We start from the raw sequence: 23,025 nt of genomic DNA, 5'->3' as shown, positions 1-23,025 counted from the left end.
AAACGGGCGCCGGCGACGCAGACGCATATCTGATGAAAAAAACCAGACAGCAACAGTTAACCCGTTGGCTTAAAACCCAGAGTTCGTTAGCGCAGCGTTGGCTGCGCCTTTCCATGCTGTTGGGGCTGTTCAGCGGCCTGCTGATCGTGGCGCAGGCGTGGCTGCTGGCCAGCCTGCTGCACGCCCTGATCATCGAACATACCCCGCGTGAGCAACTGATCCCTTCGTTTATCTGGCTGGCCGTCGCGTTCGCGCTGCGGGCGCTGCTGAGCTGGCTGCGGGAACGGGTCGGTTTTCTGTGTGGGCAGGTGATCCGCCAGCGTATGCGCCGGCAGGTGCTGGATAAGCTGCAGCAGCTCGGGCCGGCCTGGATCCAGGGCAAACCGGCGGGCAGCTGGGCCAGCATCATCGTCGAGCAGATCGAGGATATGCAGGACTATTACTCGCGCTATCTGCCGCAGATGTATCTGGCGGTGTTTATCCCGCTGCTGATCTTGGTCGCCGTCTTCCCGATCAACTGGGCCGCCGGTTTGATTCTGTTGGCGACCGCGCCGCTGATCCCGCTGTTTATGGCGCTGGTGGGCATGGGGGCCGCCGACGCCAACCGCCGCAACTTTGTGGCGCTGGCGCGATTGAGCGGTAACTTCCTCGACCGCCTGCGCGGCCTGGACACCCTGCGGCTATTCGACCGCGCGCAGGCCGAAACCGCGCAGATCGCCAAATCCTCCGAAGACTTCCGCAGCCGCACCATGGAAGTGCTGCGCATGGCCTTCCTCTCCTCCGGCGTGCTGGAGTTCTTCGCGTCGATCTCCATCGCCGTAGTGGCGGTGTATTTCGGCTTTTCTTACCTCGGCGAACTCAACTTCGGCAGCTATGGCCTCGGCGTAACGCTGTTTTCCGGTTTTCTGGTGCTGATTCTGGCGCCTGAGTTCTTCCAACCGCTGCGCGATCTCGGCACCTTCTACCATGCCAAGGCGCAGGCGGTCGGCGCGGCGGAAGCGCTGGAAACCTTCCTCCGCGCCGAAGGCGAGCAGATGGGCAACGGCACGCGGAAGTTGCCCGCCGAGCAACCGCTGACGCTACAGGCGAACGAATTGGAAATTCTGTCGCCGAACGGCGTGTTGCTGGCCGGGCCGCTGAGTTTCACCCTGCAACCGCAGCAGCGCGTGGCGCTGGTCGGGCTGAGCGGCGCCGGCAAAAGTTCGCTGCTCAATCTGCTGCTCGGCTTCCTGCCCTACCGTGGATCGTTGACCGTCAACGGCATCGAACTGCGTGACCTGTCCGCAGAGAACTGGCGGCAGCAGCTGAGCTGGGTCGGGCAAAACCCGCACCTGCCGGCGCAAACCTTGCGCGCCAATATCCTGCTGGGCTGCCCGCAGGCCGACGAAACGCAGCTGCAGCAGGCGGTGGAACACGCCTACGTCAGCGAGCTGTTGCCGTATCTGCCACAGGGGCTCGACACCGAAGTGGGCGATAACGCCGCCCGTCTGTCGGTCGGCCAGGCGCAGCGCGTGGCGGTCGCCCGGGCGCTGATCGGCCCGCGCCGCTTGCTGCTGCTCGATGAACCGGCCGCCAGCCTCGATGCCCATAGCGAACAACGGGTGATGCAGGCGTTGAATGCCGCTTCGCATCAACAAACCACCCTGCTGGTGACGCATCAGCTGGAAGATACCGAAGACTACGATCAGATTTGGGTGATGGATAACGGGCGTATCGTGCAACAGGGCGATTACGCCACCCTCAGCGCCCAACCGGGCCTGTTCGCCACTCTGATCGCCCACCGCCGCGGGGAGCTTTAATCATGCGCGTGTTGCTGCCGTTTTTGGCGTTGTATCGCCGCCATAGCCTGCTGATTAGCCTGGGCATCATTTTGGCGATCGTCACCCTGCTGGCCAGCATCGGCCTGCTGGCGCTCTCCGGCTGGTTCCTGGCCGCCTCTTCGCTGGCCGGATTGGCGGGCCTGCTAACCTTCAACTACATGCTGCCCGCCGCCGGCGTACGCGGCGCGGCGATCTTCCGCACCGCCGGGCGCTACGCCGAGCGCGTGGTCAGCCACGACGCTACCTTCCGCGTGCTGTCGCACCTGCGGGTGTTCACCTTCAGCAAGATCCTGCCGCTGACGCCGGGCGGCATCGCCCGTTTCCGCCAGGCCGACCTGCTCAACCGCCTGGTGGCGGACGTGGACACGCTGGATCATCTTTATCTGCGGGTGATCTCGCCGCTGATCAGTGCGGCGGTGGTGATCCTGGTCGTCACTTACGGCCTGAGCTGGCTGGATCCTGCGCTCGCCCTGACGCTGGGCGGCATTCTGCTGCTGTTGCTGCTGCTGGTGCCGCCGGTGTTCTATCGCGCCGGCAAACCGATCGGCGGCCAACTCACCGCGCTGCGCGGTCAATACCGCACCGACCTGACCGCCTGGCTGCAGGGGCAGGCGGAACTGGTGGTGTTCGGTGCCGTCAACGACTTCCGCCAGACGCTGAACGCCACCGAACAGCGGTGGCAACGCCGCCAGTGGCAGCAGGCCTCGCTGAGCGGCAAGGCGCAGGCGCTGATGATCCTCGCCAGCGGGCTGACGGTGACGCTGCTGCTGTGGCTGACCGCCGCGGGCATCGGCGGCGATACCCAACCCGGCGCGTTGATCGCGCTGTTTGTCTTCGCCGCGCTGGCGTCGTTCGAAGCGCTGATGCCGGTGGCCGGCGCCTTCCAGCATCTCGGTCAGGTGATCGCCTCCGCCACGCGGGTCAAACAGATCATCGATCGCCAACCGGAAGTCACCTTCCCTGCCGCCGGCCCGGCCGCTGCCGACCGGGCGCAGCTCAGCCTGCAGCAGCTGAGTTTCACCTACCCCGATCAGCCGCAGCCGGTGCTGCGCGACGTCACGCTTGAGGTGGCGGCCGGCGAACACATCGCCTTGCTCGGCCGCACCGGCTGCGGCAAGTCCACCCTGCTGCAGCTGCTGACCCGCGCCTGGCGCACCGACGGCGGCAAAATTCTGCTCAACGGCGAACCGCTGGAGGATTATGATGAAACCACGCTGCGCCGAATGACCACGGTCGTCAGCCAGCGAGTGCATATCTTCAGCGATACGCTGCGGGAAAACCTGCGGCTGGCCGCACCGGATGCCGACGACGCTCGTTTGAGTGACGTCCTGCAGCAGGTGGGGCTCGGCAAATTGCTGGCCGGCGACGGCGGGCTGAACGCCTGGCTCGGCGAAGGCGGCCGGCAGCTGTCCGGCGGCGAACAACGCCGACTGGGTATCGCCCGCGCGCTGCTGCATCCGGCCCCGCTGCTGCTGCTTGACGAACCGACCGAAGGGCTGGACGCCGAAACCGAGCAGCAGATCCTGGCGCTGCTGCGCCGGCATTGTCAGGGCAAAACGCTGATTCTGGTGACGCACCGCCTGTACGGCCTGGAACATCTCGACCGCATTTGCGTGATGGACGACGGCCGGATTGTCGAACAGGGCAATCACGCGGCCCTGATGCGCCAGCAGGGCCGCTATGCCCGCTTTCGCAACCGTATCAGCAACCTGGCGCCTTAATCGGCCCGTAGAGGACGCAGAGACCCTGTATGCGCATCGTTAAGCTCTCCCCGCAGTCGCTGGCGTTTCCCTCGCCTGAGGGCGCCCTGCGCGACCCCAACGGCCTACTGGCGATCGGCGGCGACCTCACGGCGCCGCGGCTGCTGGCGGCCTATGAGCGCGGCATCTTCCCCTGGTATTCGCCGGGAGAGGCCATCCTGTGGTGGTCGCCCGACCCGCGTGCGGTGCTGTTCCCGGCCGAGTTTCATCTTAACCGCAGCCTGAAACGCTTTCTGCGCCACGATCCGTTTCGCATCACGCTCAATCACGACTTCGCCGCGGTGATCGCCGCCTGCGCCCACCGGCCGGATGAAGGCACCTGGATCGGCCCGGAGGTGCAGCGCGCCTATCAGCACCTGCATCGCCTCGGCTACGCGCACTCGGTGGAGGTCTGGCAGGATGATCAACTGGTTGGCGGCATGTACGGCGTGGCGCAGGGCGCGTTGTTCTGCGGCGAATCGATGTTCAGCCGCGTCACCAACGCCTCAAAATGCGCATTGATGGCCTTTTGCCGCCATTTTGCCGCTTATGGCGGGGAATTGATTGACTGCCAGGTGCTGAACGCTCACACTGCCCGCCTTGGCGCGCGTGAAATTCCGCGCCGTCAATTTTTGCAGCAGCTCAGCACCCTTCAACGGCGGCCTTTGGCGCCGGCGTGCTGGGCGCCGCAAGTCATATCCCCACAGCCGGTTGAACCGCCCTATCCAGTAAACTAATTGATGGAAACGGTGCAATGTTCACCGACACATCTTTACATAATGGGGGTTTTTCGGCATTATCTTGCCGGTTAAAAACTAAGGTAGTTAGACCTAGAGGATTCGATGGCCAAAGAAGACAATATTGAAATGCAGGGCACCGTTCTTGATACGCTGCCCAACACCATGTTCCGCGTTGAATTGGAAAACGGGCACGTGGTAACCGCACACATCTCCGGTAAAATGCGTAAAAACTATATCCGCATCCTGACGGGCGACAAAGTCACTGTAGAGCTGACCCCGTACGACCTGAGCAAAGGCCGCATTGTCTTCCGTAGCCGTTAATCGGCTCATCGCGCGCCACACGCTGGCGGCATCGAGGATGTAATCCCTCGGGAGCCCTTTCCGTTTACCCCCGCAGCGACTTTAAACAACGGGTTGCAGGTGCGCAGGTAAACTGAGAGGGCTCACTCGTTTCTGTTGTACGGTGAATCTCACCCATAAAAAAAAGCGATGCCGAAGCATCGCTTTTTCTTTGCCTGCAGGCAGCCTTAGTGCACCGCGCCCTCGTCCGCCTTGCGCTTGGCGGCGCTGAGGAAGTGGTAAGTCAGCTGTTTCTTGTCCTTGTCCAGCTCGACCTTCACGGAACCGCCGTCCACCAGCGAACCGAACAGCAATTCGTTGGCCAACGGTTTCTTCAGGTTTTCCTGCATGACGCGCGCCATCGGACGAGCGCCCATCGCACGGTCGTAGCCCTTCACCGACAGCCAGTCGCGCGCTTCGTCGCTCACTTCCAGCGAGACGCCCTTCGCATCCAGCTGCGCCTGCAGTTCGACGATAAACTTGTCGACCACCTGCTGGATCACCTCGGTAGACAGATGGTTGAACCAGATGATGTTGTCCAGACGGTTGCGGAATTCCGGCGTAAACACCTTCTTGATCTCTTCCATCGCGTCGGTGCTGTTGTCCTGCTGCACCAGGCCGATCGACTTGCGTTCGGTTTCCCGCACACCGGCGTTGGTGGTCATCACCAGGATCACATTGCGGAAGTCCGCCTTGCGGCCGTTGTTGTCGGTCAGCGTGCCGTTGTCCATCACCTGCAGCAGCAGGTTGAACACGTCCGGGTGCGCCTTCTCGATCTCATCGAGCAGCACCACCGCATGCGGATGCTTGATCACCGCATCGGTCAGCAGCCCGCCCTGATCGTAACCGACGTAGCCCGGAGGCGCGCCGATCAGACGGCTGACGGTATGCCGCTCCATGTACTCGGACATGTCGAAACGCAGCAGCTCGATATCCATCGCCTTGGCCAGCTGTACGGTGACCTCGGTTTTCCCGACCCCGGTCGGCCCGGCGAACAGGAAGGAACCGACCGGCTTGCGCTCGTGGCCCAGACCGGCGCGGCTCATCTTGATCGCTTCCGTCAACGCTTCGATCGCCTGATCCTGACCGAATACCAGCATCTTCAAGCGATCGCCCAGGTTTCTCAGCACGTCGCGATCGCTGGCCGACACGGTTTTCTCCGGGATGCGAGCGATACGCGCCACCACGGATTCGATATCGGCCACGTTGACGGTTTTCTTGCGCTTGCTGGCCGGCATCAACCGGCTGCGGGCGCCCGCCTCGTCGATCACGTCGATCGCCTTGTCCGGCAGATGGCGATCGTTGATGTATTTCACCGACAGCTCCACCGCGGCGCGGATCGCCTTGGCGGTATAACGCACGTCGTGGTGCGCTTCATACTTGGCCTTCAGGCCGTTAATGATCTGAACGGTCTCTTCCGCCGTCGGTTCGGTGATATCGATCTTCTGGAAACGGCGCGCCAGAGCGCGATCCTTTTCGAAGATGTTGCTGAACTCCTGGTAGGTGGTCGAGCCGATCACCCGGATCTTGCCGCTCGACAGCAGCGGTTTGATCAGGTTGGCGGCATCCACTTGCCCACCGGAAGCCGCACCGGCGCCGATGATGGTGTGAATTTCATCGATGAACAGGATGCTGTTCTGATCCTGTTCCAGCTGCTTGAGCAGCGCCTTGAAGCGTTTCTCGAAGTCGCCGCGGTATTTGGTGCCGGCCAGCAGTGAACCGATATCCAGCGAATACAGCGTGCAGTCCGCCATCACTTCCGGCACGTCGCCCTGCACGATACGCCAGGCCAGGCCTTCGGCGATGGCGGTCTTGCCCACGCCGGATTCGCCGACCAGCAGCGGGTTGTTTTTACGACGACGGCACAGCACCTGAATCGCGCGCTCCAGCTCACGATCGCGGCCGATCAGCGGATCGATGCCGCCCACACGGGCCAACTGATTGAGGTTGGTGGTGAAGTTTTCCATACGGTCTTCCCCTCCGGACTGCTCTTCGTTCACCGGGTTTTCCGCATTCGGCGCTTGGCCCGGCTCGTCTTTACGCGTGCCATGTGAAATGAAGTTCACCACGTCGAGACGGCTGACGTCGTGCTTGCGCAGCAGATAGGCCGCCTGCGATTCCTGCTCGCTGAAAATAGCCACCAACACGTTGGCGCCGGACACTTCGCTGCGGCCGGAGGATTGCACATGGAAGACCGCGCGCTGCAGCACGCGCTGGAAGCTGAGCGTCGGCTGAGTGTCACGCTCTTCTTCGCCGGCGGGCAGCGTCGGTGTGGTTTGTTCGATGAAGGCTTCCAGCTCCTGGCGCAACGCGGCCAGATCCACCGTACATGCCTCGAGCGCTTCTCGCGCGGCAGGGTTGCTCAGCAACGCCAGCAACAGGTGCTCCACGGTCATAAACTCGTGTCTGTGCTCACGCGCCCTGGCGAAAGCCATGTTGAGACTGAGTTCCAGTTCTTGATTGAGCATAAGCACCTCCCCAATAGATTGCCTTATTCAGGCTTTTTCCAGCGTACAAAGCAACGGATGCTCGTTCTCCCTTGCGTACCGGTTCACATGGACGACTTTGGTTTCCGCCACCTCGGCGGTAAAAACACCACAGATCGCCTTGCCTTGATAGTGGACCGTGAGCATCAGTTGCGTTGCGCGTTCAATATCATAAGAAAAGAACTTTTGCAGAACGTCAATCACAAATTCCATCGGTGTGTAATCGTCGTTGTTAAGTATAACTTTATACATAGACGGCGGTTTTACCGCATCGATTTGTTTTTCTTCGGCCAAGTGTTCAAAGTTTAGCCAATCGTTGTTATTGCCCATCGCTGCTCATCTTCTCTGCTCTGCCCTCTGATATGGGGACAGGTTTCGGTTATTCAAAGTGGGGATAGTTACTATTTTATCATCTTCGGCATCGTCCCGCCGCACTGTAACGTGCGCAAAAAAACGGGCCAATTGTGACTGAATCGTGGCAATAGCGTTACCTGCTTCAAACTTTGGTGAACTGCTCCCCGCCGACAAAAGCCGATCCCTTGACGCCCCGATCATTTGCTCTAGAGTGTAAATTCGTGGCTGGTGGTCTTTTAACCACCCCTTGTCCACCCTGCTACTCGCCCACGGCGAGTGCGAAATCAGTTATTCATCTCACTTAAAATAGCGTTGCGAGGGATGTAAAAGCATGGAGACGGGTACTGTTAAATGGTTTAACAACGCCAAAGGTTTTGGCTTCATCTGCCCAGCCGGCGGCGGCGAAGATATTTTCGCGCATTATTCCACAATCAAGATGGATGGTTACAGAACGTTGAAGGCGGGCCAGCAGGTCAGCTTTGACGTGCATCAAGGGCCCAAAGGCAACCATGCCAGTCTTATTGTGCCAGTGGAAAGCGAGGCGCTGTCCTAAACGCTTCCGGCAGCGTCGCGCTGCACTGACTCTGACTGCGATAAAAATGCCAGCCGCCGTGTGACTGGCATTTTTTATGCCTGTGACTTACTCGCGCGCCAGCGCATCGATCGGATTCAGCCGCGCGGCATTGCGCGCCGGCAGATAGCCGAACACCACGCCGATGCCGGTGGAACAGAGGAACGCGCTCAGCAACGCCGCCGGCGGGAAACTGATCTGCCAACCCGGCAACACCAGCTGCACCGCCAAACCGATAGCGAACGACAGCGTAATCCCCAGCGCGCCCCCCACCAGGCAAACCAATACCGCCTCGATCAGAAACTGCTGCAACACATCGCCGGAACGCGCGCCCACCGCCATGCGGATGCCGATCTCGCGCGTGCGCTCGGTCACCGACACCAGCATGATGTTCATCACGCCGATGCCGCCCACCACCAGCGAAATCACCGCCACCAGCGTCAGGAACAGCTGCAGCGTGCGAGTGGTTTTCTCCGCGGTTTGCACCAGGCTGTCCATGTTATAGGTGAAGAAATCCTTCTTGCCGTGGCGCAACGTCAGCAGACGCGACAGCTGTTGTTCCGCTTCCTTGCTGTCGTAGCCGTCGCGGATGCGCACGGTGATCGAATCGAAATAGCTGTTGCCCATCAGCCGGTTGGCCATGGTGCTGTACGGCACCCACACGTTCAGCGTCTTGCTGCTGCCGAACATCGACTGCTTCTCTTTAGCCACGCCGACCACCGTCGCCGGCATGTTGCCCACCAGGATCACCTCGCCCACCACGTTTTTTTGGTGCGGGAACAGCCGCCGTTGGGTATTGGCGTCGATCACCACCGTCTGCGCCTGTGACTGCACCTGCATCGGGTCGATGCCAACGCCCTGGGTAAAGCTCATGCCGTACACGCGGAAGAACTGCTCGCTGACGCCGTTGACGTTGGCCGCCGCGTCGACGTTGCCCAGCCGCAGCCGCATGCTGCTGCTGATGCTCGGCGACAGCGCGCTGATGTACGGCTGTTCGCGCAGCGCGTCGAGATCGCCGTATTTCAACGATTGCCGGTAGGTCGGATCGTCGTCGCCGAAGTCCTTGCCGGGGTAGATATCGACGGTGTTGGTGCCGATCGATTTGATGTCCGCCAGCACCATCTGCTTGGCGGCGTCGCCGATCACCAGGATCGATACCACCGAGGCGATGCCGATAATGATGCCGAGCATGGTCAGCGCGGTGCGCATCTTGTTGGCCGCCATCGCGCGCCAGGCCATGACCAGCGCTTCGCGAAAGCGGCCGCCCATCTGCCGCCAGGAAGGCGCCGCGGCGGCCAGCGTCAGCGGCTTGGCCTGGGCATCCTCCGACGGCGCCGGACGGGAATCGGCGATGATTTCGCCGTCGCGGATCTCGATGATCCGTTCAGCCTGGCGCGCCACCGCCGGATCGTGAGTCACCAGGATCACCGTGTGGCCCTGGGCGCACAACTGTTTGAGGATCGCCATCACCTCTTCGCCGGAATGGCTGTCGAGCGCGCCGGTCGGCTCATCCGCCAGGATCACCTGCCCGCCGTTCATCAGCGCGCGGGCGATACTGACGCGCTGCTGCTGGCCGCCGGAAAGCTGGCTCGGCCGATAGTTGACGCGCTCCCCCAGCCCCAGACGGCGCAACAGCGCCTCCGCCCGTTCGCGCCGCGCCGCTTTGCCCAGCCCGGCGTACACCGCCGGCACCTCGACGTTATGCGCCGCGCTCAGGTGCGGCAGCAGATGATAACGCTGAAAGATAAAGCCGAAATGCTCGCGCCGCAGCTGCGCCAGCGCATCGTCGCTCAGCGTCGCCACGTCCTGGCCGGCCACCCGATAGACGCCGGCGCTCGGCTTGTCCAGGCAGCCGAGAATGTTCATCAGCGTCGATTTGCCGGAGCCGGAAGCCCCCATGATCGCCACCATTTCACCGGCGTCGATGCTCAGACTGATCCCCTTCAGCACCTCCACCGTCTGCTCGCCGGAACGGTAGCTGCGGCGAATGCCGTTCAGCTGCAACAGCGCCGCCATCAGCCGGCCTCCACGCCGCCGCGGCTGACGATCACCTCATCGCCCGCCTCGAGCCCGCTGAGGATCTGCACATCGATATTGTTGCGCAGGCCGATGGCCACCTCACGCTTCTCTTCCTTGCCCTGTTTCAGCACCGAAACGTGGTAGCGATTGTCGGCGATCTGATCGCCCAGCGCCGCCAGCGGGATCACCAGCGCCTGCTGGACGCCGGCCAGCTGAATGTGCACCTGCGCCGTCATTTGCAAGCGCAGCAGCCTTTCCGGGTTGGGCACTTCGAAACGCGCGTAATAGAAGATGGCGTTGTTGACTTTTTCCGGCGTCGGCTGAATGTCTTTCAGCACGCCGTCGAAGCGCCGGGTCGGATCGCCCAGCACCGTGAACCAGGCCTTCTGACCCGGCTTGAGGTTAATGACGTCGGCCTCCGAGACCTGCGCCTTCACCAGCATGGTGCCGAGATCCGCCAGCGTCAGAATGTTCGGCGCCTGTTGCGCCGCGATCACCGTCTGGCCCTGCAGCGTGGTGATCTGCACCACGTCGCCATCCATCGGCGCTTCGATGCGGGTATAGGCCAGATTGATCTTGGCGGTATCCAGGCTGGCCTGGTTGCGGGCGATCTGCGCATTGATGGTGCCTACCTGCGCCTTCTTCACCGCCAGCTGCGTCGCCGCCTGATCCAGATCCTGACGCGATACCGCCTGCAGTTTGGCCAGCGCCTGGTTGCGCTGCAGCGTAACCGCCGCCAGCTGCTGTTCCGCTTGCGCCTGCAGCAGTTGCGCATGCAGCTCGCGCAGCGTCGCCTCGCCTTCACGGATGCTGTTCTGCGCCTGTTGCGGATCGATAACCCCCAGCAACTGACCTTTTTTCACCTTGTCGCCGATCTCGACATACAGCTTTTCCAACTGCCCGCTGACCTGCGCGCCGACGTCAACCTTGCGCACTGCGTCCAGCTGGCCGGTCGCCAACACGTTCTGCTGCAGATCGCGCTTGGTGACCTTTACCGTTTTGAAATCGGTCGGCGCCGGATGGCGGAAGTGCCAAACGGCCGCCGCGGCAATCGCCGCAATCACCGCCAGTGCGAGTATCCAGCGGCGTTTATGTCCTTTAAACCCTGTCAAAATTGACCTGCCTGTGCTTGTGAATATCAACCGCCCATTGCGGCGGCGGAGCTAAATTAGCACGCACCGTAGGGAATAACTAAACCTTAGCTCAACACAATGTGGAGACACGCTTGGTTACAGTTCGGCATTGAACTCCCGTTTAGTGAAGCCTTGATGAAATAGCGCCATTCAACACAGCCAAGGATTTCATCATGTCACAGCTCAGCTACCCACTCGCCTCCGCCCGGCCGCTTAACGGCTGGCAACTGATGACGGCGCTGATCAATGGCGAAAAGGCACCGAGCAACGCCTGGAAAAAAACCTCGTTTCGCCTGAAGTTTCTCGGCCGTTCGCTGCTCAACTGGCGCACCACCAGCGGCCTGCTCAGCACCCTGGCCAGCAATCCGCTGCTGGAGGAGATCCTGAGCGCGCAGCCGAACCTGCCGTGCAAACTGCATCGTCCCTACCTGGCGGCCAACATGAGCAAGATCGAATGCCTGTTCGCCCTGCGCGATCATTACGATCTCATCGTACAGCGCATGCCGCTGAAGATGCGCCTCGGCCACCTCGGCCCGCATGCCTTCGTGCTGGCCAGCGCGATGGGCAAGAACGAAGCGCCGATCACGCTGGAGCTGGCGGCGATCGACAAACTGAATAAGGAAGGGGAAGCCACGCTGCTGCTGCGCAACGCCAACGGCGTGATGCTGGCGGAGATCACCTTTGCGCTGATGCATTATCAGCAGCAGCCGACGTTGTTCATCGGCGGCCTGCAGGGCGCGAACCATGACGTGCCGCACGCCGAGATCCAGCACACTACCAAAGAGTGTCACGGCCTGTTCCCTAAACGGCTGGTGCTGGAAGGCATCTGCACGCTGGCGCGGCACCTCGGCATCCGCCGGATCGTGGCGGTCGGCAACGCCACCCATATCTATCAAAACTGGCGCTACCAGAGTAAGAAGAAGGACAAGCTGCACGCCGATTACGATCAGTTCTGGCTGTCGATGGGCGCCAAACCGCTCGACAGCGGCTATTTCCTGCTGCCCGAACGCATCGTCCGCAAGCCGATCGAAGAGATCGCCAGCAAGAAGCGCGCCGAGTATCGCCGCCGCTATCAACTGCTGGACGAGCTGGAACAGGGATTGGCGGCGCACTTCTGCGCCCGATAACGCCCGGCGGGCCGTCAGTCCGCCCGGCCGCGCGCCAGCCAAATCACCCGTGAGAACATTTTCTTCAGCAGCGGCGGCACCGAGTCCGTGCCCCATTCGCCGGCCTGCATCGCGACCTCGATCGCCAGATCCGGCTTCGAAGAGTGGTGGACCGCTTTCAGGATCACCTTGCGCACCGGCATCTGCGCGTTGATCGGCACCGACGCCATTCGGTGATAGACCGGGGCGAACCCTTCGCGGAACATGAAGTGTTCCATGTCCGGCGCCGGCAGCGCGGTCAGCCGATCGCGTTCGTTGTCTTCATGATTGTCCAGCAGGCTGCGCACGGTGTTGGCGTACTTTTTGCCCGCCTCATCGCCGTCCACCAGCGCATGCCACTCGATGCCCATGCGGCGGGCGAAGCGCAGCAGCGGCTTCAGGCCGCACTGAGCGAATTCGATGACCCTTACCCCTTCCGCCTCGAAATGATAGCCGCACTGGCGCGCCAGTTCGTTCAGCAGCCACACTTCGGTCTCGCCCTCCACCAGCAGCCAGCAGCGGGCGAACAGCGACGACGGCCGGTTGAAACGGATGTGAAACGCGATGCGCCGCCCGTCTTCGGCGCTCAACCCGCGCGGCCCGAGACGATAGGTCGCGACGCGGCCCGACTCGCGCACCAGCCGGCACACGTGCTCCACCGGCACCAGCGACACCAATTCGCTGGAGTTGGTGGTGGTGATGCGCTGCAGCGGCAGCTGATTGAGCAGCCCCCAGGCCACCGACAGCATGATCGGATGCAGGCGAGTTTCCGGGTCTTCCACCAGCAGCAGCGGCCGGGCGTGCGGATCCAGCTTGACGTCGCCCTTGGCCTGCAGCAGGGTGGAAAACATGCCCAGCAGGATCAGACGCATGCTGCGGCTGTTCGGCTCGGCAACCATGCGGTTGATGCCGTCCAGCGCGCGCCAGGCGTCCTGCTCCGGTTCACCGCCGCGGCGGCGCGGCCGCGCCACCTGCGAGCTCTGCTCGGCAAAGTAGTGCTCGAGCAACTGCTGCATCGCCGCCAGCCCCTGACGCAGCTCGCCGTTGGTCAGCTTCTGCGGATTGCGCACCAGCTCGCGCGTCAGCTGATCCAGCTGCTGCGCCAACGCCTGCGTATCGGGTTTGCGTTCATCGCCGAGGCTGCTGGGGCGCAGGCGGCGAATAAAGCGCGCGTCGCGCAGGCGCAAAACCGGGTGGATGCGGATGATGGCGTGGGCCAGTTGTTCGATATGGTGCAGTTGAAAGGCGTTGCCGTCGGCGTCGAGAAAACCGCGCCAGGTGCACACCGTGCCGTCATCGGCCAGCTCGCCCTCGCAGCGGTAATGAATGCGGCTCAGGCCGTCTTCCCCCTTGACCCACAACGGCGTCAGATGGCGGTAGCGCGGCAGGTGCGCGTGGCCGATGTCTTTCTCGCAGAAGGTGAATACCACCTGCAGGTGGCGCTCTTTGGCCGCCTCCTCACCGGGGGGAAAATGGAAGTCGTGCGCTTCAAATCGATACAGTTTCTGCTCCGGCGCCAGCAGCAGCGTCAGCGCATCCAGCAGGCTGGATTTACCCCAGGCGTTTTCGCCGAGCAACAGCGTATTGTCGTCCAGCATCAGGGACAGCCGATTAATACCGCGAAAACCTACAATTTCGATACGCTCCAAGAACATCCGCCGCCTCCCGTGCGCGCCGTCGCCTCTTCAATGAGGCGACTTTCACAGAGCATGGTCAAAAAACCCCTTGCAGGTCAAGCGGCCAGCGTCAAATCTGCCGCTTTACTCCGGCCGGGCTTTTGGTTAGCGTGTGCTCCTCGCCGCCGTTCGTCGCGCATCAAAACTCAAGGACACTCGTTGCACCATGTACTCAGGACTGTTGATTATTCTGTTACCGCTGATTGTCGGTTACCTCATTCCCTTACGCCATCGCCCGCTGCTGGTGCTGATCAACCGCCTGCTGAGCTGGATGGTGTATGTGATCCTGTTTTTCATGGGCATCAGCCTGGCGTTTATGGAGAATCTCAGCAGCAATCTGATGCTGATCTTCCAGTACAGCGCGGCGTTCTTCTTCTGCATTCTCTGCGCCAATCTGCTGTTGCTGGCGCTGCTGGAGCGGCGCATGCCGTGGCGCAGCAGCCATAAACAGGAAAAGCTGCCTTCGCGCGTGCATATGGCGCTGGAGTCGCTCAAGCTGTGCGGCGTGGTGCTCGGCGGCTTCCTGCTCGGCCTGACGCAGTGGCAATGGCTGCAGTTCGCCCATAAAGGCAGCGAATATGCGCTGATCTTCCTGCTGTTGCTGGTCGGCATTCAGCTGCGCAACAGCGGCATGACGCTGCGCCAGATCGTGCTCAACCGCCGCGGCACGCTGGTGGCGCTGGCGGTGGTCGTCGCGTCTCTGGCCGGCGGCGCGCTGGCGGCGCAGCTGCTGGGGCTGCCGGTCAAGGCCGGGCTGGCGATGGCCTCCGGCTTCGGCTGGTACTCGCTGTCCGGCATTCTGATCACCGACGCCTACGGCCCGGTGATGGGCAGCGCCGCGTTCTTCAACGATCTGGCGCGCGAGCTGGTGGCGATCATGCTGATCCCGACGCTGGTGCGCCGCAGCCGCTCCACCGCCCTCGGCCTGTGCGGCGCCACCTCGATGGACTTCACCCTGCCGGTGCTGCAGCGCAGCGGCGGACTGGACATGGTGCCGCCCGCCATCGTGCACGGCTTCCTGCTGAGCCTGCTGGCGCCGGTGCTGATCGCCCTGTTCTCCTGATCCTTTCCCCTTGGGGGCCACCCGGCCCCCAAAGCGTAATCATTCCCATCCGCACGGCAAAATTGCGCTAAATCAAACTTGCCCGCAGTAGTCGCACAAAAGCCTTTTGCAACCCCGATCGCCGATCTATGCTTTTAAACAAGCATTATAAATGCAACTTTAAAAATAAAAGGAAGCGACTATGTTCTGTGTGCAATGTGAACAAACCATTCGAACCCCGGCAGGCAACGGCTGCGCGTATGCTCAGGGCATGTGCGGCAAAACGGCGGAAACCTCCGATCTGCAGGATCTGCTGGTGGCGGCGCTGCAGGGCCTCTCCGCCTGGGCGCTGCAGGCGCGTTCGCTGGGCATCGTCGACCACGAAATCGACAGCTTCGCCCCGCGCGCCTTCTTCTCCACCCTGACCAACGTTAACTTCGACTCCCAGCGCATCATCGGTTACGCGCGGGAAACCCTGCTGCTGCGCGACTCGCTGGCCGCCCGTTGCCGGCTGCTGGATGGCGGCGTGCGCGTCGATCACCCGATGGCGGCGCTGCAGCTGGCCGGCGACGATATGCCTGCGCTGCTGCAGCAGGCGGCGCAGTTTGCCCTCGACAGCGACAAGGCCGAGGTCGGCGACGACGTACACGGTTTGCGCCTGCTGTGTCTGTATGGCCTGAAAGGCGCGGCGGCCTATATGGAACACGCGCACGTGCTCGGCCAGTTCGACGAACAGCTCTATGCCGACTACCACGCTTTCATGGCCTGGCTCGGCACCCGGCCGCGCGACGTCGATACCCTGCTGAACAACGCCATGGGCATCGGCAAGATGAACTTCAACGTGATGGCGATCCTCGATCGCGGTGAGACCCAGGCCTACGGCGATCCGCAGCCCAGCGCGGTCAACGTGCGCCCTGTAGCCGGGAAAGCCATTCTGATTTCCGGCCACGATCTCAAAGATCTGCGCATGCTGCTCGAGCAAACCGAAGGGCAAAACGTCAACGTCTACACCCACGGTGAAATGCTGCCGGCGCACGGCTATCCGGAACTGAAAAAATTCAAGCACCTGGTGGGCAACTACGGCAGCGGCTGGCAAAACCAGCAGACGGAATTCGCCAAATTCCCCGGCCCGATCGTGATGACCTCCAACTGCATCATCGATCCTAACGTCGGCAACTACGGCGATCGCATCTGGACCCGCAGTATCGTCGGCTGGCCGGGCGTCAACCATCTGGAAGGCGACGACTTCGGCGCCGTGATCCGCCAGGCGCAGGGCATGAACGGCTTCCCTTACACCGAGATCGAGCACCTGATCACCGTCGGCTTCGGCCGCCAGACGCTGCTGAACGCCGCCGACACGGTCATCGACCTGGTGTCGCAGAAAAAACTGCGCCACGTCTTCCTGGTGGGCGGCTGCGACGGCAGCCGTGACGAACGCAGCTATTTCACCGACTTCGCCCGCAGCGTGCCGCAAGACTGCCTGATCATGACGCTGGCCTGCGGCAAATACCGTTTCAACAAACTGGATTTCGGCACGCTGGAAGGGCTGCCGCGCCTGCTGGACGTCGGCCAGTGCAACGACGCTTACTCCGCCATCATGCTGGCGGTCAAGCTGGCGGATACGCTCGGCTGCAGCGTCAACGAGCTGCCGCTCAGCCTGGTGCTGTCGTGGTTTGAACAGAAGGCAATCGTCATTCTGCTGACGCTGCTGTCGCTGGGGGTGAAAAACATCGTCACCGGCCCGACCGCACCGGGCTTCCTGACCGACAACCTGATGGCGATCCTCAACGAGAAATTCGGCCTGCGTCCGATCACCACCGTCGAGCAGGATATCGCAGCGCTGCTCGCCTGATGCCGTTACGTTATGGGGCCGCCTGCGCCGGCCCCTTTGCTTTTTGAGGTGCCCGATGACTCAACCCACTCCGCTTTGCCCGAACCGCATGCAGGTGCATTCCATCCAGCGTGAAACCGCCGACGTCTGGACGCTGAACCTGATCTGCGACGTTTTCTACCCTTACCAGGCTGGCCAGTTCGCGCTGGTCAGCATTCGCAACAGCGAGGAGACGTTGCGCGCCTATACGCTCTCCTCCTCGCCCGGCCAGAGCCGCTTTCTCAGCATCAGCGTGCGCTGCCTGCCGGACGGCATCGGGTCGCGCTGGCTGACGCAAGAGGTCAAGCCCGGCAACACGCTGTGGCTGTCCGACGCGCAGGGCGAATTCAGCTGCGAGCGCCACCCGGCCGATCGTTATCTGATGCTGGCGGCCGGCTGCGGCGTGACGCCGATCGTCTCGATGTGCCGCTGGCTGACCGCTAACCGTCCGGCCTGCGATATCGCCGCGATCGTTAACGTACGCACCCCCGCCGGCACGATTTTCGCCGATCAATGGCGCGCGCTGTGCGCCGCCCATCCGCAGCTGCGCCTGACGCTGATGGCCGAGCAGGATCTGCAACCCGGCTACCTCAGCGGCCGCATCGATGAACAGACGCTGCGGCAGGCGGCGCCGGATATCGCCGAACGCACGGTGATGACCTGCGGCCCCGCGCCCTACATGGCTCAGGTGGAGCAACTTTGTCGCCGGCTCGGCGTGCCGGCCGAGCGTTTCCATAAGGAGCAGTTCCACACGCCGACGGCGCAGGCTGACGCCACCGAAGGGCTGACGCTGCGCGCCGCCCGCCCGCTGCGCGAATTCCGCGTGCCGGTCGGCAGCACCCTGCTGGCAGCGATGGAGGCCAATGCCCTGCCGGTCAACGCCGCCTGCCGCGCCGGAGTATGCGGTTCGTGCAAAACCCGCATCCTCGAGGGCGACTACACCACCACCAGCACCATGACGTTGAGCGAGGAAGAGGTAGCGCAGGGCTACGTGCTGGCCTGCAGTTGCCAGCTGCAGGGCGATGTCACCCTGGCGTGATCCCTGGCCCCATCGCCGCGATGGGGCATTTATCGGCAAGTTCCCCGTGGCCAGCCCGGTTACACTTTTCCCCGTCCTACGCTCTTTACCCTTCCTGACCGCATCTCGTCCACAGCCGGTAAGCTATGCTTGCAGTTGTTCTGCTGCCACTCACCGGATCGAGTCCACATCGTTTTTCAAACCATGTTTGGGGGAACCATGAAGCAAACCGTAGCCACACTGATCGCCAAAACGCTGGATCAAGCCGGCGTAAAACGCATTTGGGGCGTGACCGGCGATTCGCTCAACGGCCTCAGCGACAGCCTGCACCGCATGGGCACCATCGAATGGCTGGGCACCCGCCATGAAGAGGTGGCCGCCTTCGCCGCCGGCGCCGAAGCCCAGCTCACCGGCCAGTTGGCGGTGTGCGCCGGTTCCTGCGGCCCCGGCAACCTGCATCTGATCAACGGCCTGTTCGACTGCCACCGCAACCATGTGCCGGTGCTGGCGATCGCCGCGCACATCCCTTCCAGCGAAATCGGCAGCGGCTACTTCCAGGAAACCCATCCGCAGGAGCTGTTCCGCGAATGCAGCCACTATTGCGAACTGGTTTCCAACCCGGAACAGCTGCCGCGCGTGCTGGAGATCGCCATGCGCAAGGCGATCCTCAATCGCGGCGTGTCGGTGGTCGTCTTGCCGGGCGACGTGGCGCTGCGCATGGCGCCGGAAGACGCGGCCGTGACCTGGCATACCCCGGCGCTGCCGCTGGTGCAGCCGCCGATGAGCGAGCTGAACAAACTGGCGGAAACGCTGAACAAGGCGAAGAACATCACCCTGATGTGCGGCAGCGGCTGCGCCGGCGCGCACGATGAAGTGGTCAAGCTGGCCGAACTGCTGCAGGCGCCGGTGGTGCACGCGCTGCGCGGCAAAGAACATATTGAATGGGATAACCCGTACAGCGTCGGCATGACCGGGCTGATCGGTTTCTCCTCCGGTTATCACGCGATGATGAACGCCGACACGCTGGTGCTGCTCGGCACCCAGTTCCCCTATCGGGCGTTCTACCCCACCAACGCCAACATCATTCAGATCGACATCAACCCCGGCAGCATCGGCGCGCACTGCCCGGTCAATATGGCGCTGGTGGGCGATATCCACACCACCCTCACCGCCCTGTTGCCGCAGCTGGAGCCGAAGCGCGATCGGGCGTTCCTCGACAAGGCGCTGGAGCATTACCGCAACGCGCGCAAGGATCTCGACGGGCTGGCGACCGCCGGCGACGACCAACCGATCCACCCGCAGTATCTGGCGCAGCAGCTCAGCCACTATGCCAGCGACGACGCCATCTTCACCTGCGACGTCGGCACGCCGACGGTGTGGGCCGCCCGCTACGTGAAAATGAACGGCAAGCGCCGCCTGCTCGGTTCGTTCAACCACGGTTCGATGGCCAACGCCATGCCGCAGGCGATCGGCGCTCAGGCCACCGCGCCGGATAAACAGGTGATCGCCATGTGCGGCGACGGCGGCTTCACCATGCTGATGGGCGATTTCCTGTCGCTGGCGCAGCTCAAGCTGCCGGTGAAAATCGTGGTGTTCAACAACAGCGTGCTGGGATTCGTGGCGATGGAGATGAAGGCCGGCGGCTACCTGACCGACGGTACCGATCTGCATAATCCGGACTTCGCGGCGATCGCCAACGCCGCCGGCATCAAGGGCATCCGCGTGGAAAAAGCCTCCGATCTGGACGGCGCGCTGCAGGAGATGTTGGCGCACCCCGGCCCGGCGCTGCTGGACGTGGTCACCGCCAAGCAAGAACTGGCGATGCCGCCGCAGATCAAGTTCGAACAGGCGAAAGGCTTCAGCCTGTACATGCTGCGCGCCATCATCAACGGCCGCGGCGACGAAGTGGTCGAGCTGGCGAAAACCAACTGGCTGCGTTAAGCAAGCTGCCCCGGTAAAATAAAGGGTATATGATGCCATGTACCCTTCTCCTCTCCCTTACATTTCAGGAACCCTATGCTTATCGATCTACGCAGCGACACCGTCACCCGCCCCAGCGCCGCCATGCGCCAGGCGATGGCTCAGGCAGAAGTCGGCGACGACGTCTACGGCGATGATCCGACGGTCAACGCGCTGGAGGCGGAGGCGGTGCGTCTGTCGGGCAAAGAAGCGGCGCTGTTTCTGCCCAGCGGCACCCAGGCCAACCTGGTGGCGCTGCTGAGCCACTGCCAGCGCGGCGATGAATATCTGGTCGGCCAGCAGGCGCACAACTACAAATACGAAGCCGGCGGCGCAGCGGTGCTGGGCAGCATCCAGCCGCAGCCGATCGAGGCCGACGCCGACGGCACGCTGCCGCTGGACAAGCTCGCCGCCGCCATCAAACCCGACGATATCCACTTCGCCCGCACCCGGCTGTTGAGCCTGGAAAACACCATCAGCGGCAGAGTCTTGCCGCAGGCCTACCTGCAGCAGGCGTGGCAGTTTACCCGCGAGCGGCAGTTGGCGCTGCATATCGACGGCGCGCGCATCTTCAACGCCGCCGTGGCGCTGAACCTGCCGCTGAAAGAGATCGTGCAGTACTGCGACACCTTCACCATTTGCCTGTCGAAAGGGTTGGGCGCGCCGGTCGGCTCGCTGCTGTGCGGCAGCGAGGCTTTCATCCAACGCGCGCTGCGCTGGCGCAAGATGACCGGCGGCGGGCTGCGCCAGGCCGGCATTTTGGCGGCGGCCGGCCTCTACGCGCTGGAGCATAACGTCGCGCGGCTGCGCGAAGACCATGACAACGCGGTCTGGCTGGAGCAACAGCTGCGGCAGATCGGCGTGGAGATCGCCGATCCCGGTGCGCAGACCAACGTGCTGTACCTGCGCCAAACGCCGGCGCTGGCGGCCAAACTCGGCCCGTGGATGCGCGAACGCGGCGTGCTGATCAGCAGCGGCCCGCTGACGCGCATTCTGACCCACCTCGACGCCAGCCGTCAGGATCTGCAGCGGGTGGTCGAACTGTGGCGGGAGTTTCTTCAGCAGCACGCCTGATCGCTCGGGGCGCAGACCGCGCCCCGCACTCAGAAGATCCAGCGGCCGTAAACCCAGTACCACAGCCCCAGCACCGCCGCCAGATTGAGCGCCACGCTGAGGATGAACCAGGTTTTAAACGGCTGCTTCTGGGTCTTGTGGCGAAACAGCTGCTGCGCCAGCAGCGCGCCCAACCAGCCGCCCAACGCGCCGAACAGCAACAGCGTCGTCTCCGGCACCCGTCGCCATCCCTTGCGCGCCGCCAGCTTATCGCCGCCGTAGATCAGAAACGTCAGCAAGTTGGCCGACAGCAGCCACATCCACACCGGATGCGGCGAGAACAGGCTGGCGATCAGCGCCAGGCCCAGCAGGGCGTAACAAATCACATTGAGTTTCATGGCATTCGGTTTTTCGTGCGATAAGGGGCGCGTAGTGTGAACTCGCGCCGCGGCGGATGCAACCGGCTTATACCCATACAAAAAGTGCATTTAAACCCTGAATTTGGCATCCTGTCGTTCTGCCAATCCTCTACCGCACAAGGCGGCCCGATGACACCCCAACGCGTACTGGTTCTTGGAGCCAGCGGCTATATAGGCCAGAACCTGATCCCGCACCTGATCGAACAGGGGCACCAGATTACCGCCGCCGCGCGGCGCATCGAGTGGCTGCAGGAGCAGAACTGGCCGCAGGTCAACTGCCTGTATGTCGATCTGTACCGCCCGGAAACCCTGAGCGCGGCGCTGTGGGAGATAGATACGCTTTACTATCTGGTGCACGCGATGGGCGACGGCGACGACTTTATCGAGAAGGAACGCCAGGCGGCGGAAAATCTGCGCGATGCGCTGCGCAATGCCGGCGTCAAGCAGGTGATCTTTCTCGGCGCGCTGCAGCCGAACGACGACAGTTCGCCGCACCTGGCGGCGCGCCGCCTGACCGGCGAGATCCTGCGCCAGAGCGGCGTGCCGGTGACCGAGCTGCGCGCCGGCATCATCGTCGGCCCCGGCTCGGCGGCGTTCGAAGTGATGCGCGACATGGTCTATAACCTGCCGGTGCTGACGCCGCCGCGCTGGGTGCGCTCGAAGTCCTCGCCGGTGGCGCTGGAGAACCTGCTGGTTTACCTGGCCGATCTGCTGGCGCACCCGGCGGAGGAACACCGCATCTTCGACGTCGCCGGGCCGGAATACCTCAGCTATCAGGACATGTTCCAACGCTTTATCGCCATCAGCGGCAAGCGGCGCTGGCTGATCCCGATCCCCTTGCCGACGCGGCTGATTTCAGTGTGGTTCATCAGCCTGATCACCTCGGTGCCGACGCCGATCGCGCGCGCGCTGATCCAGGGCCTGAAGCACGATCTGCCCGCCGACGGCAAACCGTTGCAGGCCCTGATCCCGCAACGTCTGCACACCTTCGATCAGGCGGTCACCGCCACGCTGCAGCGCGAACTGGAGGTGGTCGATTCCGCCGACTGGGGCTACGATCCGGCGGCGCGGGCCCGCTGGCGCCCCGGCTACGGCTATTACCCGAAACAGGCGGGGTGTTCGCTCGACACCGCCGCCTCCAGCCAGGCGCTGTGGCAAACGGTGCAGCAGTTGGGGGGCGAGGAAGGCTATTTCTACGCCAATATCCTGTGGCGGATCCGCGCCCGCATGGACGACATGATCGGCAACGGCGTGGTCTATGGCCGCCCGGCGCGCGCGTCCCTGGCGCTGGGCGACGAGATCGACGGCTGGAAAGTCATCACGCTGAAGCCGCTGCGGCAGCTGGCGCTGCTGTTCGGCATGAAGGCGCCGGGGCTAGGGCGGCTGAGCTTCACCATTACCGATCGCGGCGATCGCCGCACGCTGGACGTGCGCGCCTGGTGGCATCCGGCCGGCTTCAGCGGGCTGCTGTATTGGTTCGCCATGATGCCCGCGCATCTGTTCATTTTTCGCGGCATGGCGAAGCGCATCGCGACGCTGGCCGAGAACCTGGACCGCCAACAGCGCTGAATGCCGTTCATTTGTCGATCAACCGCACAGTTTGCCGCTGTGCTTCGGGGCTTTCCGATTGCATAGCGCACGA

18 protein-coding genes are annotated in these 23,025 nt (G+C 62.9%); 12 read left to right on the top strand and 6 right to left on the bottom strand.

All coding sequences use genetic code 11. The features are described 5' to 3' along the window. Nucleotides 1-32: 32 nt before the first annotated feature. From cydD to infA, 4 genes are all read left to right on the top strand, one after another. Nucleotides 33-1,799: a heme ABC transporter permease/ATP-binding protein CydD gene (gene cydD / locus ACJ8IP_RS00250; protein WP_147837845.1), complete on the top strand. Its 1,767-nt coding sequence runs from the start codon at nt 33-35 to the stop codon at nt 1,797-1,799. A gap of 2 nt (nt 1,800-1,801) precedes the next feature. Beyond that, entirely contained in the window at nt 1,802-3,541 is a 1,740-nt protein-coding gene (gene cydC, locus ACJ8IP_RS00245; protein ID WP_047572053.1) for a heme ABC transporter ATP-binding protein/permease CydC, read from the top strand. 29 nt (nt 3,542-3,570) lie between these two features. Then, the gene (gene aat, locus ACJ8IP_RS00240; RefSeq protein WP_033642550.1) at nt 3,571-4,296 is read left to right on the top strand and encodes a leucyl/phenylalanyl-tRNA--protein transferase; all 726 of its coding nucleotides are present in this window, start codon (nt 3,571-3,573) and stop codon (nt 4,294-4,296) included. Nucleotides 4,297-4,401: 105 nt separating this feature from the next. Further along, the gene (gene infA / locus ACJ8IP_RS00235) at nt 4,402-4,620 is read left to right on the top strand and encodes a translation initiation factor IF-1 (protein WP_002211347.1); all 219 of its coding nucleotides are present in this window, start codon (nt 4,402-4,404) and stop codon (nt 4,618-4,620) included. A 206-nt stretch (nt 4,621-4,826) separates the two neighbouring features. Here the strand turns inward: infA and clpA are convergent, their stop codons facing one another. Then, nucleotides 4,827-7,106, bottom strand: a complete 2,280-nt coding sequence (gene clpA, locus ACJ8IP_RS00230; protein ID WP_004928343.1) for an ATP-dependent Clp protease ATP-binding subunit ClpA — start codon at nt 7,104-7,106, stop codon at nt 4,827-4,829. 27 nt (nt 7,107-7,133) lie between these two features. Then, the gene (clpS, locus tag ACJ8IP_RS00225) at nt 7,134-7,454 is read right to left on the bottom strand and encodes an ATP-dependent Clp protease adapter ClpS (RefSeq protein WP_004928347.1); all 321 of its coding nucleotides are present in this window, start codon (nt 7,452-7,454) and stop codon (nt 7,134-7,136) included. 355 nt (nt 7,455-7,809) lie between these two features. On the opposite strand from clpS, the gene cspD reads away from it, so the two are divergent. Next, nucleotides 7,810-8,031, top strand: a complete 222-nt coding sequence (cspD, locus tag ACJ8IP_RS00220; protein WP_004928349.1) for a cold shock-like protein CspD — start codon at nt 7,810-7,812, stop codon at nt 8,029-8,031. A gap of 87 nt (nt 8,032-8,118) precedes the next feature. Here cspD and macB read toward each other — a convergent pair whose 3' ends face one another. Together macB and macA are read right to left on the bottom strand one after the other, a co-directional pair. Continuing rightward, nucleotides 8,119-10,065 carry a macrolide ABC transporter ATP-binding protein/permease MacB gene (macB, locus tag ACJ8IP_RS00215; protein ID WP_033642549.1) on the bottom strand — a complete coding sequence of 649 codons (1,947 nt, stop codon included), beginning with the start codon at nt 10,063-10,065 and terminating at the stop codon, nt 8,119-8,121. Beyond that, entirely contained in the window at nt 10,065-11,180 is a 1,116-nt protein-coding gene (gene macA, locus ACJ8IP_RS00210) for a macrolide transporter subunit MacA (protein ID WP_033642548.1), read from the bottom strand. Before macA ends, macB begins: the two co-directional genes overlap by 1 nt. Nucleotides 11,181-11,374: 194 nt before the next feature. Between macA and ACJ8IP_RS00205 the strand changes: the two genes are divergently transcribed. Next, complete coding sequence (locus tag ACJ8IP_RS00205) at nt 11,375-12,328, top strand: VirK/YbjX family protein (protein WP_442524268.1); 954 nt, start codon at nt 11,375-11,377, stop codon at nt 12,326-12,328. Nucleotides 12,329-12,342: 14 nt separating this feature from the next. Here ACJ8IP_RS00205 and ACJ8IP_RS00200 read toward each other — a convergent pair whose 3' ends face one another. After that, complete coding sequence (locus ACJ8IP_RS00200; RefSeq protein ID WP_033650660.1) at nt 12,343-14,001, bottom strand: ATP-dependent endonuclease; 1,659 nt, start codon at nt 13,999-14,001, stop codon at nt 12,343-12,345. Between the two features lie 187 nt (nt 14,002-14,188). Here ACJ8IP_RS00200 and ACJ8IP_RS00195 point away from each other — a divergent pair, with 187 nt between their 5' ends. The 5 genes from ACJ8IP_RS00195 (at nt 14,189) to ltaE (ending at nt 20,985) form a co-directional block, all read left to right on the top strand. Continuing rightward, nucleotides 14,189-15,085 carry a lysine exporter LysO family protein gene (locus ACJ8IP_RS00195; RefSeq protein ID WP_033642544.1) on the top strand — a complete coding sequence of 299 codons (897 nt, stop codon included), beginning with the start codon at nt 14,189-14,191 and terminating at the stop codon, nt 15,083-15,085. 181 nt (nt 15,086-15,266) lie between these two features. Next, nucleotides 15,267-16,916, top strand: coding sequence for a hydroxylamine reductase (gene hcp / locus ACJ8IP_RS00190; protein ID WP_060659715.1), 1,650 nt, complete (start codon nt 15,267-15,269; stop codon nt 16,914-16,916). Between the two features lie 55 nt (nt 16,917-16,971). Continuing rightward, nucleotides 16,972-17,973, top strand: coding sequence for an NADH oxidoreductase (hcr, locus tag ACJ8IP_RS00185; RefSeq protein ID WP_442524267.1), 1,002 nt, complete (start codon nt 16,972-16,974; stop codon nt 17,971-17,973). A 198-nt stretch (nt 17,974-18,171) separates the two neighbouring features. Beyond that, the gene (poxB, locus tag ACJ8IP_RS00180) at nt 18,172-19,893 is read left to right on the top strand and encodes a ubiquinone-dependent pyruvate dehydrogenase (RefSeq protein ID WP_042784096.1); all 1,722 of its coding nucleotides are present in this window, start codon (nt 18,172-18,174) and stop codon (nt 19,891-19,893) included. Nucleotides 19,894-19,968: 75 nt separating this feature from the next. Continuing rightward, a complete protein-coding gene (gene ltaE, locus ACJ8IP_RS00175) occupies nt 19,969-20,985 on the top strand; it encodes a low-specificity L-threonine aldolase (protein WP_197756020.1) in 1,017 nt (338 codons plus the stop codon). A 29-nt stretch (nt 20,986-21,014) separates the two neighbouring features. Here the strand turns inward: ltaE and ACJ8IP_RS00170 are convergent, their stop codons facing one another. Then, on the bottom strand, nt 21,015-21,362 hold the full coding sequence (locus ACJ8IP_RS00170; RefSeq protein ID WP_033642539.1) for a DUF1294 domain-containing protein: 348 nt from the start codon (nt 21,360-21,362) through the stop codon (nt 21,015-21,017). A gap of 150 nt (nt 21,363-21,512) precedes the next feature. Here ACJ8IP_RS00170 and ACJ8IP_RS00165 point away from each other — a divergent pair, with 150 nt between their 5' ends. After that, nucleotides 21,513-22,952, top strand: coding sequence for a DUF2867 domain-containing protein (locus ACJ8IP_RS00165; RefSeq protein WP_147837842.1), 1,440 nt, complete (start codon nt 21,513-21,515; stop codon nt 22,950-22,952). Nucleotides 22,953-23,025: the final 73 nt, after the last annotated feature.

This window comes from Serratia sp. CY52157 (assembly GCF_052168495.1).
Taxonomy (GTDB): Bacteria; Pseudomonadota; Gammaproteobacteria; order Enterobacterales; family Enterobacteriaceae; genus Serratia; species Serratia ureilytica.
This window is presented reverse-complemented; position numbering and strand designations above follow the sequence as displayed.

What these genes read in the sequence shown, in the direction of transcription:
- poxB (WP_042784096.1), top strand. Translation starts at nt 18,172, where the DNA reads ATGAAGCAAACCGTAGCCACACTGATCGCCAAAACGCTGGATCAAGCC.
- ACJ8IP_RS00165 (WP_147837842.1), top strand. Translation starts at nt 21,513, where the DNA reads ATGACACCCCAACGCGTACTGGTTCTTGGAGCCAGCGGCTATATAGGC.
- hcr (WP_442524267.1), top strand. Translation starts at nt 16,972, where the DNA reads ATGACTCAACCCACTCCGCTTTGCCCGAACCGCATGCAGGTGCATTCC.
- ACJ8IP_RS00205 (WP_442524268.1), top strand. Translation starts at nt 11,375, where the DNA reads ATGTCACAGCTCAGCTACCCACTCGCCTCCGCCCGGCCGCTTAACGGC.
- cydC (WP_047572053.1), top strand. Translation starts at nt 1,802, where the DNA reads ATGCGCGTGTTGCTGCCGTTTTTGGCGTTGTATCGCCGCCATAGCCTG.
- clpA (WP_004928343.1), bottom strand. Translation starts at nt 7,106, where the DNA reads ATGCTCAATCAAGAACTGGAACTCAGTCTCAACATGGCTTTCGCCAGG.
- cydD (WP_147837845.1), top strand. Translation starts at nt 33, where the DNA reads ATGAAAAAAACCAGACAGCAACAGTTAACCCGTTGGCTTAAAACCCAG.
- ACJ8IP_RS00200 (WP_033650660.1), bottom strand. Translation starts at nt 14,001, where the DNA reads ATGTTCTTGGAGCGTATCGAAATTGTAGGTTTTCGCGGTATTAATCGG.
- ACJ8IP_RS00195 (WP_033642544.1), top strand. Translation starts at nt 14,189, where the DNA reads ATGTACTCAGGACTGTTGATTATTCTGTTACCGCTGATTGTCGGTTAC.
- ACJ8IP_RS00170 (WP_033642539.1), bottom strand. Translation starts at nt 21,362, where the DNA reads ATGAAACTCAATGTGATTTGTTACGCCCTGCTGGGCCTGGCGCTGATC.
- cspD (WP_004928349.1), top strand. Translation starts at nt 7,810, where the DNA reads ATGGAGACGGGTACTGTTAAATGGTTTAACAACGCCAAAGGTTTTGGC.
- aat (WP_033642550.1), top strand. Translation starts at nt 3,571, where the DNA reads ATGCGCATCGTTAAGCTCTCCCCGCAGTCGCTGGCGTTTCCCTCGCCT.
- hcp (WP_060659715.1), top strand. Translation starts at nt 15,267, where the DNA reads ATGTTCTGTGTGCAATGTGAACAAACCATTCGAACCCCGGCAGGCAAC.
- macB (WP_033642549.1), bottom strand. Translation starts at nt 10,065, where the DNA reads ATGGCGGCGCTGTTGCAGCTGAACGGCATTCGCCGCAGCTACCGTTCC.
- clpS (WP_004928347.1), bottom strand. Translation starts at nt 7,454, where the DNA reads ATGGGCAATAACAACGATTGGCTAAACTTTGAACACTTGGCCGAAGAA.
- infA (WP_002211347.1), top strand. Translation starts at nt 4,402, where the DNA reads ATGGCCAAAGAAGACAATATTGAAATGCAGGGCACCGTTCTTGATACG.
- ltaE (WP_197756020.1), top strand. Translation starts at nt 19,969, where the DNA reads ATGCTTATCGATCTACGCAGCGACACCGTCACCCGCCCCAGCGCCGCC.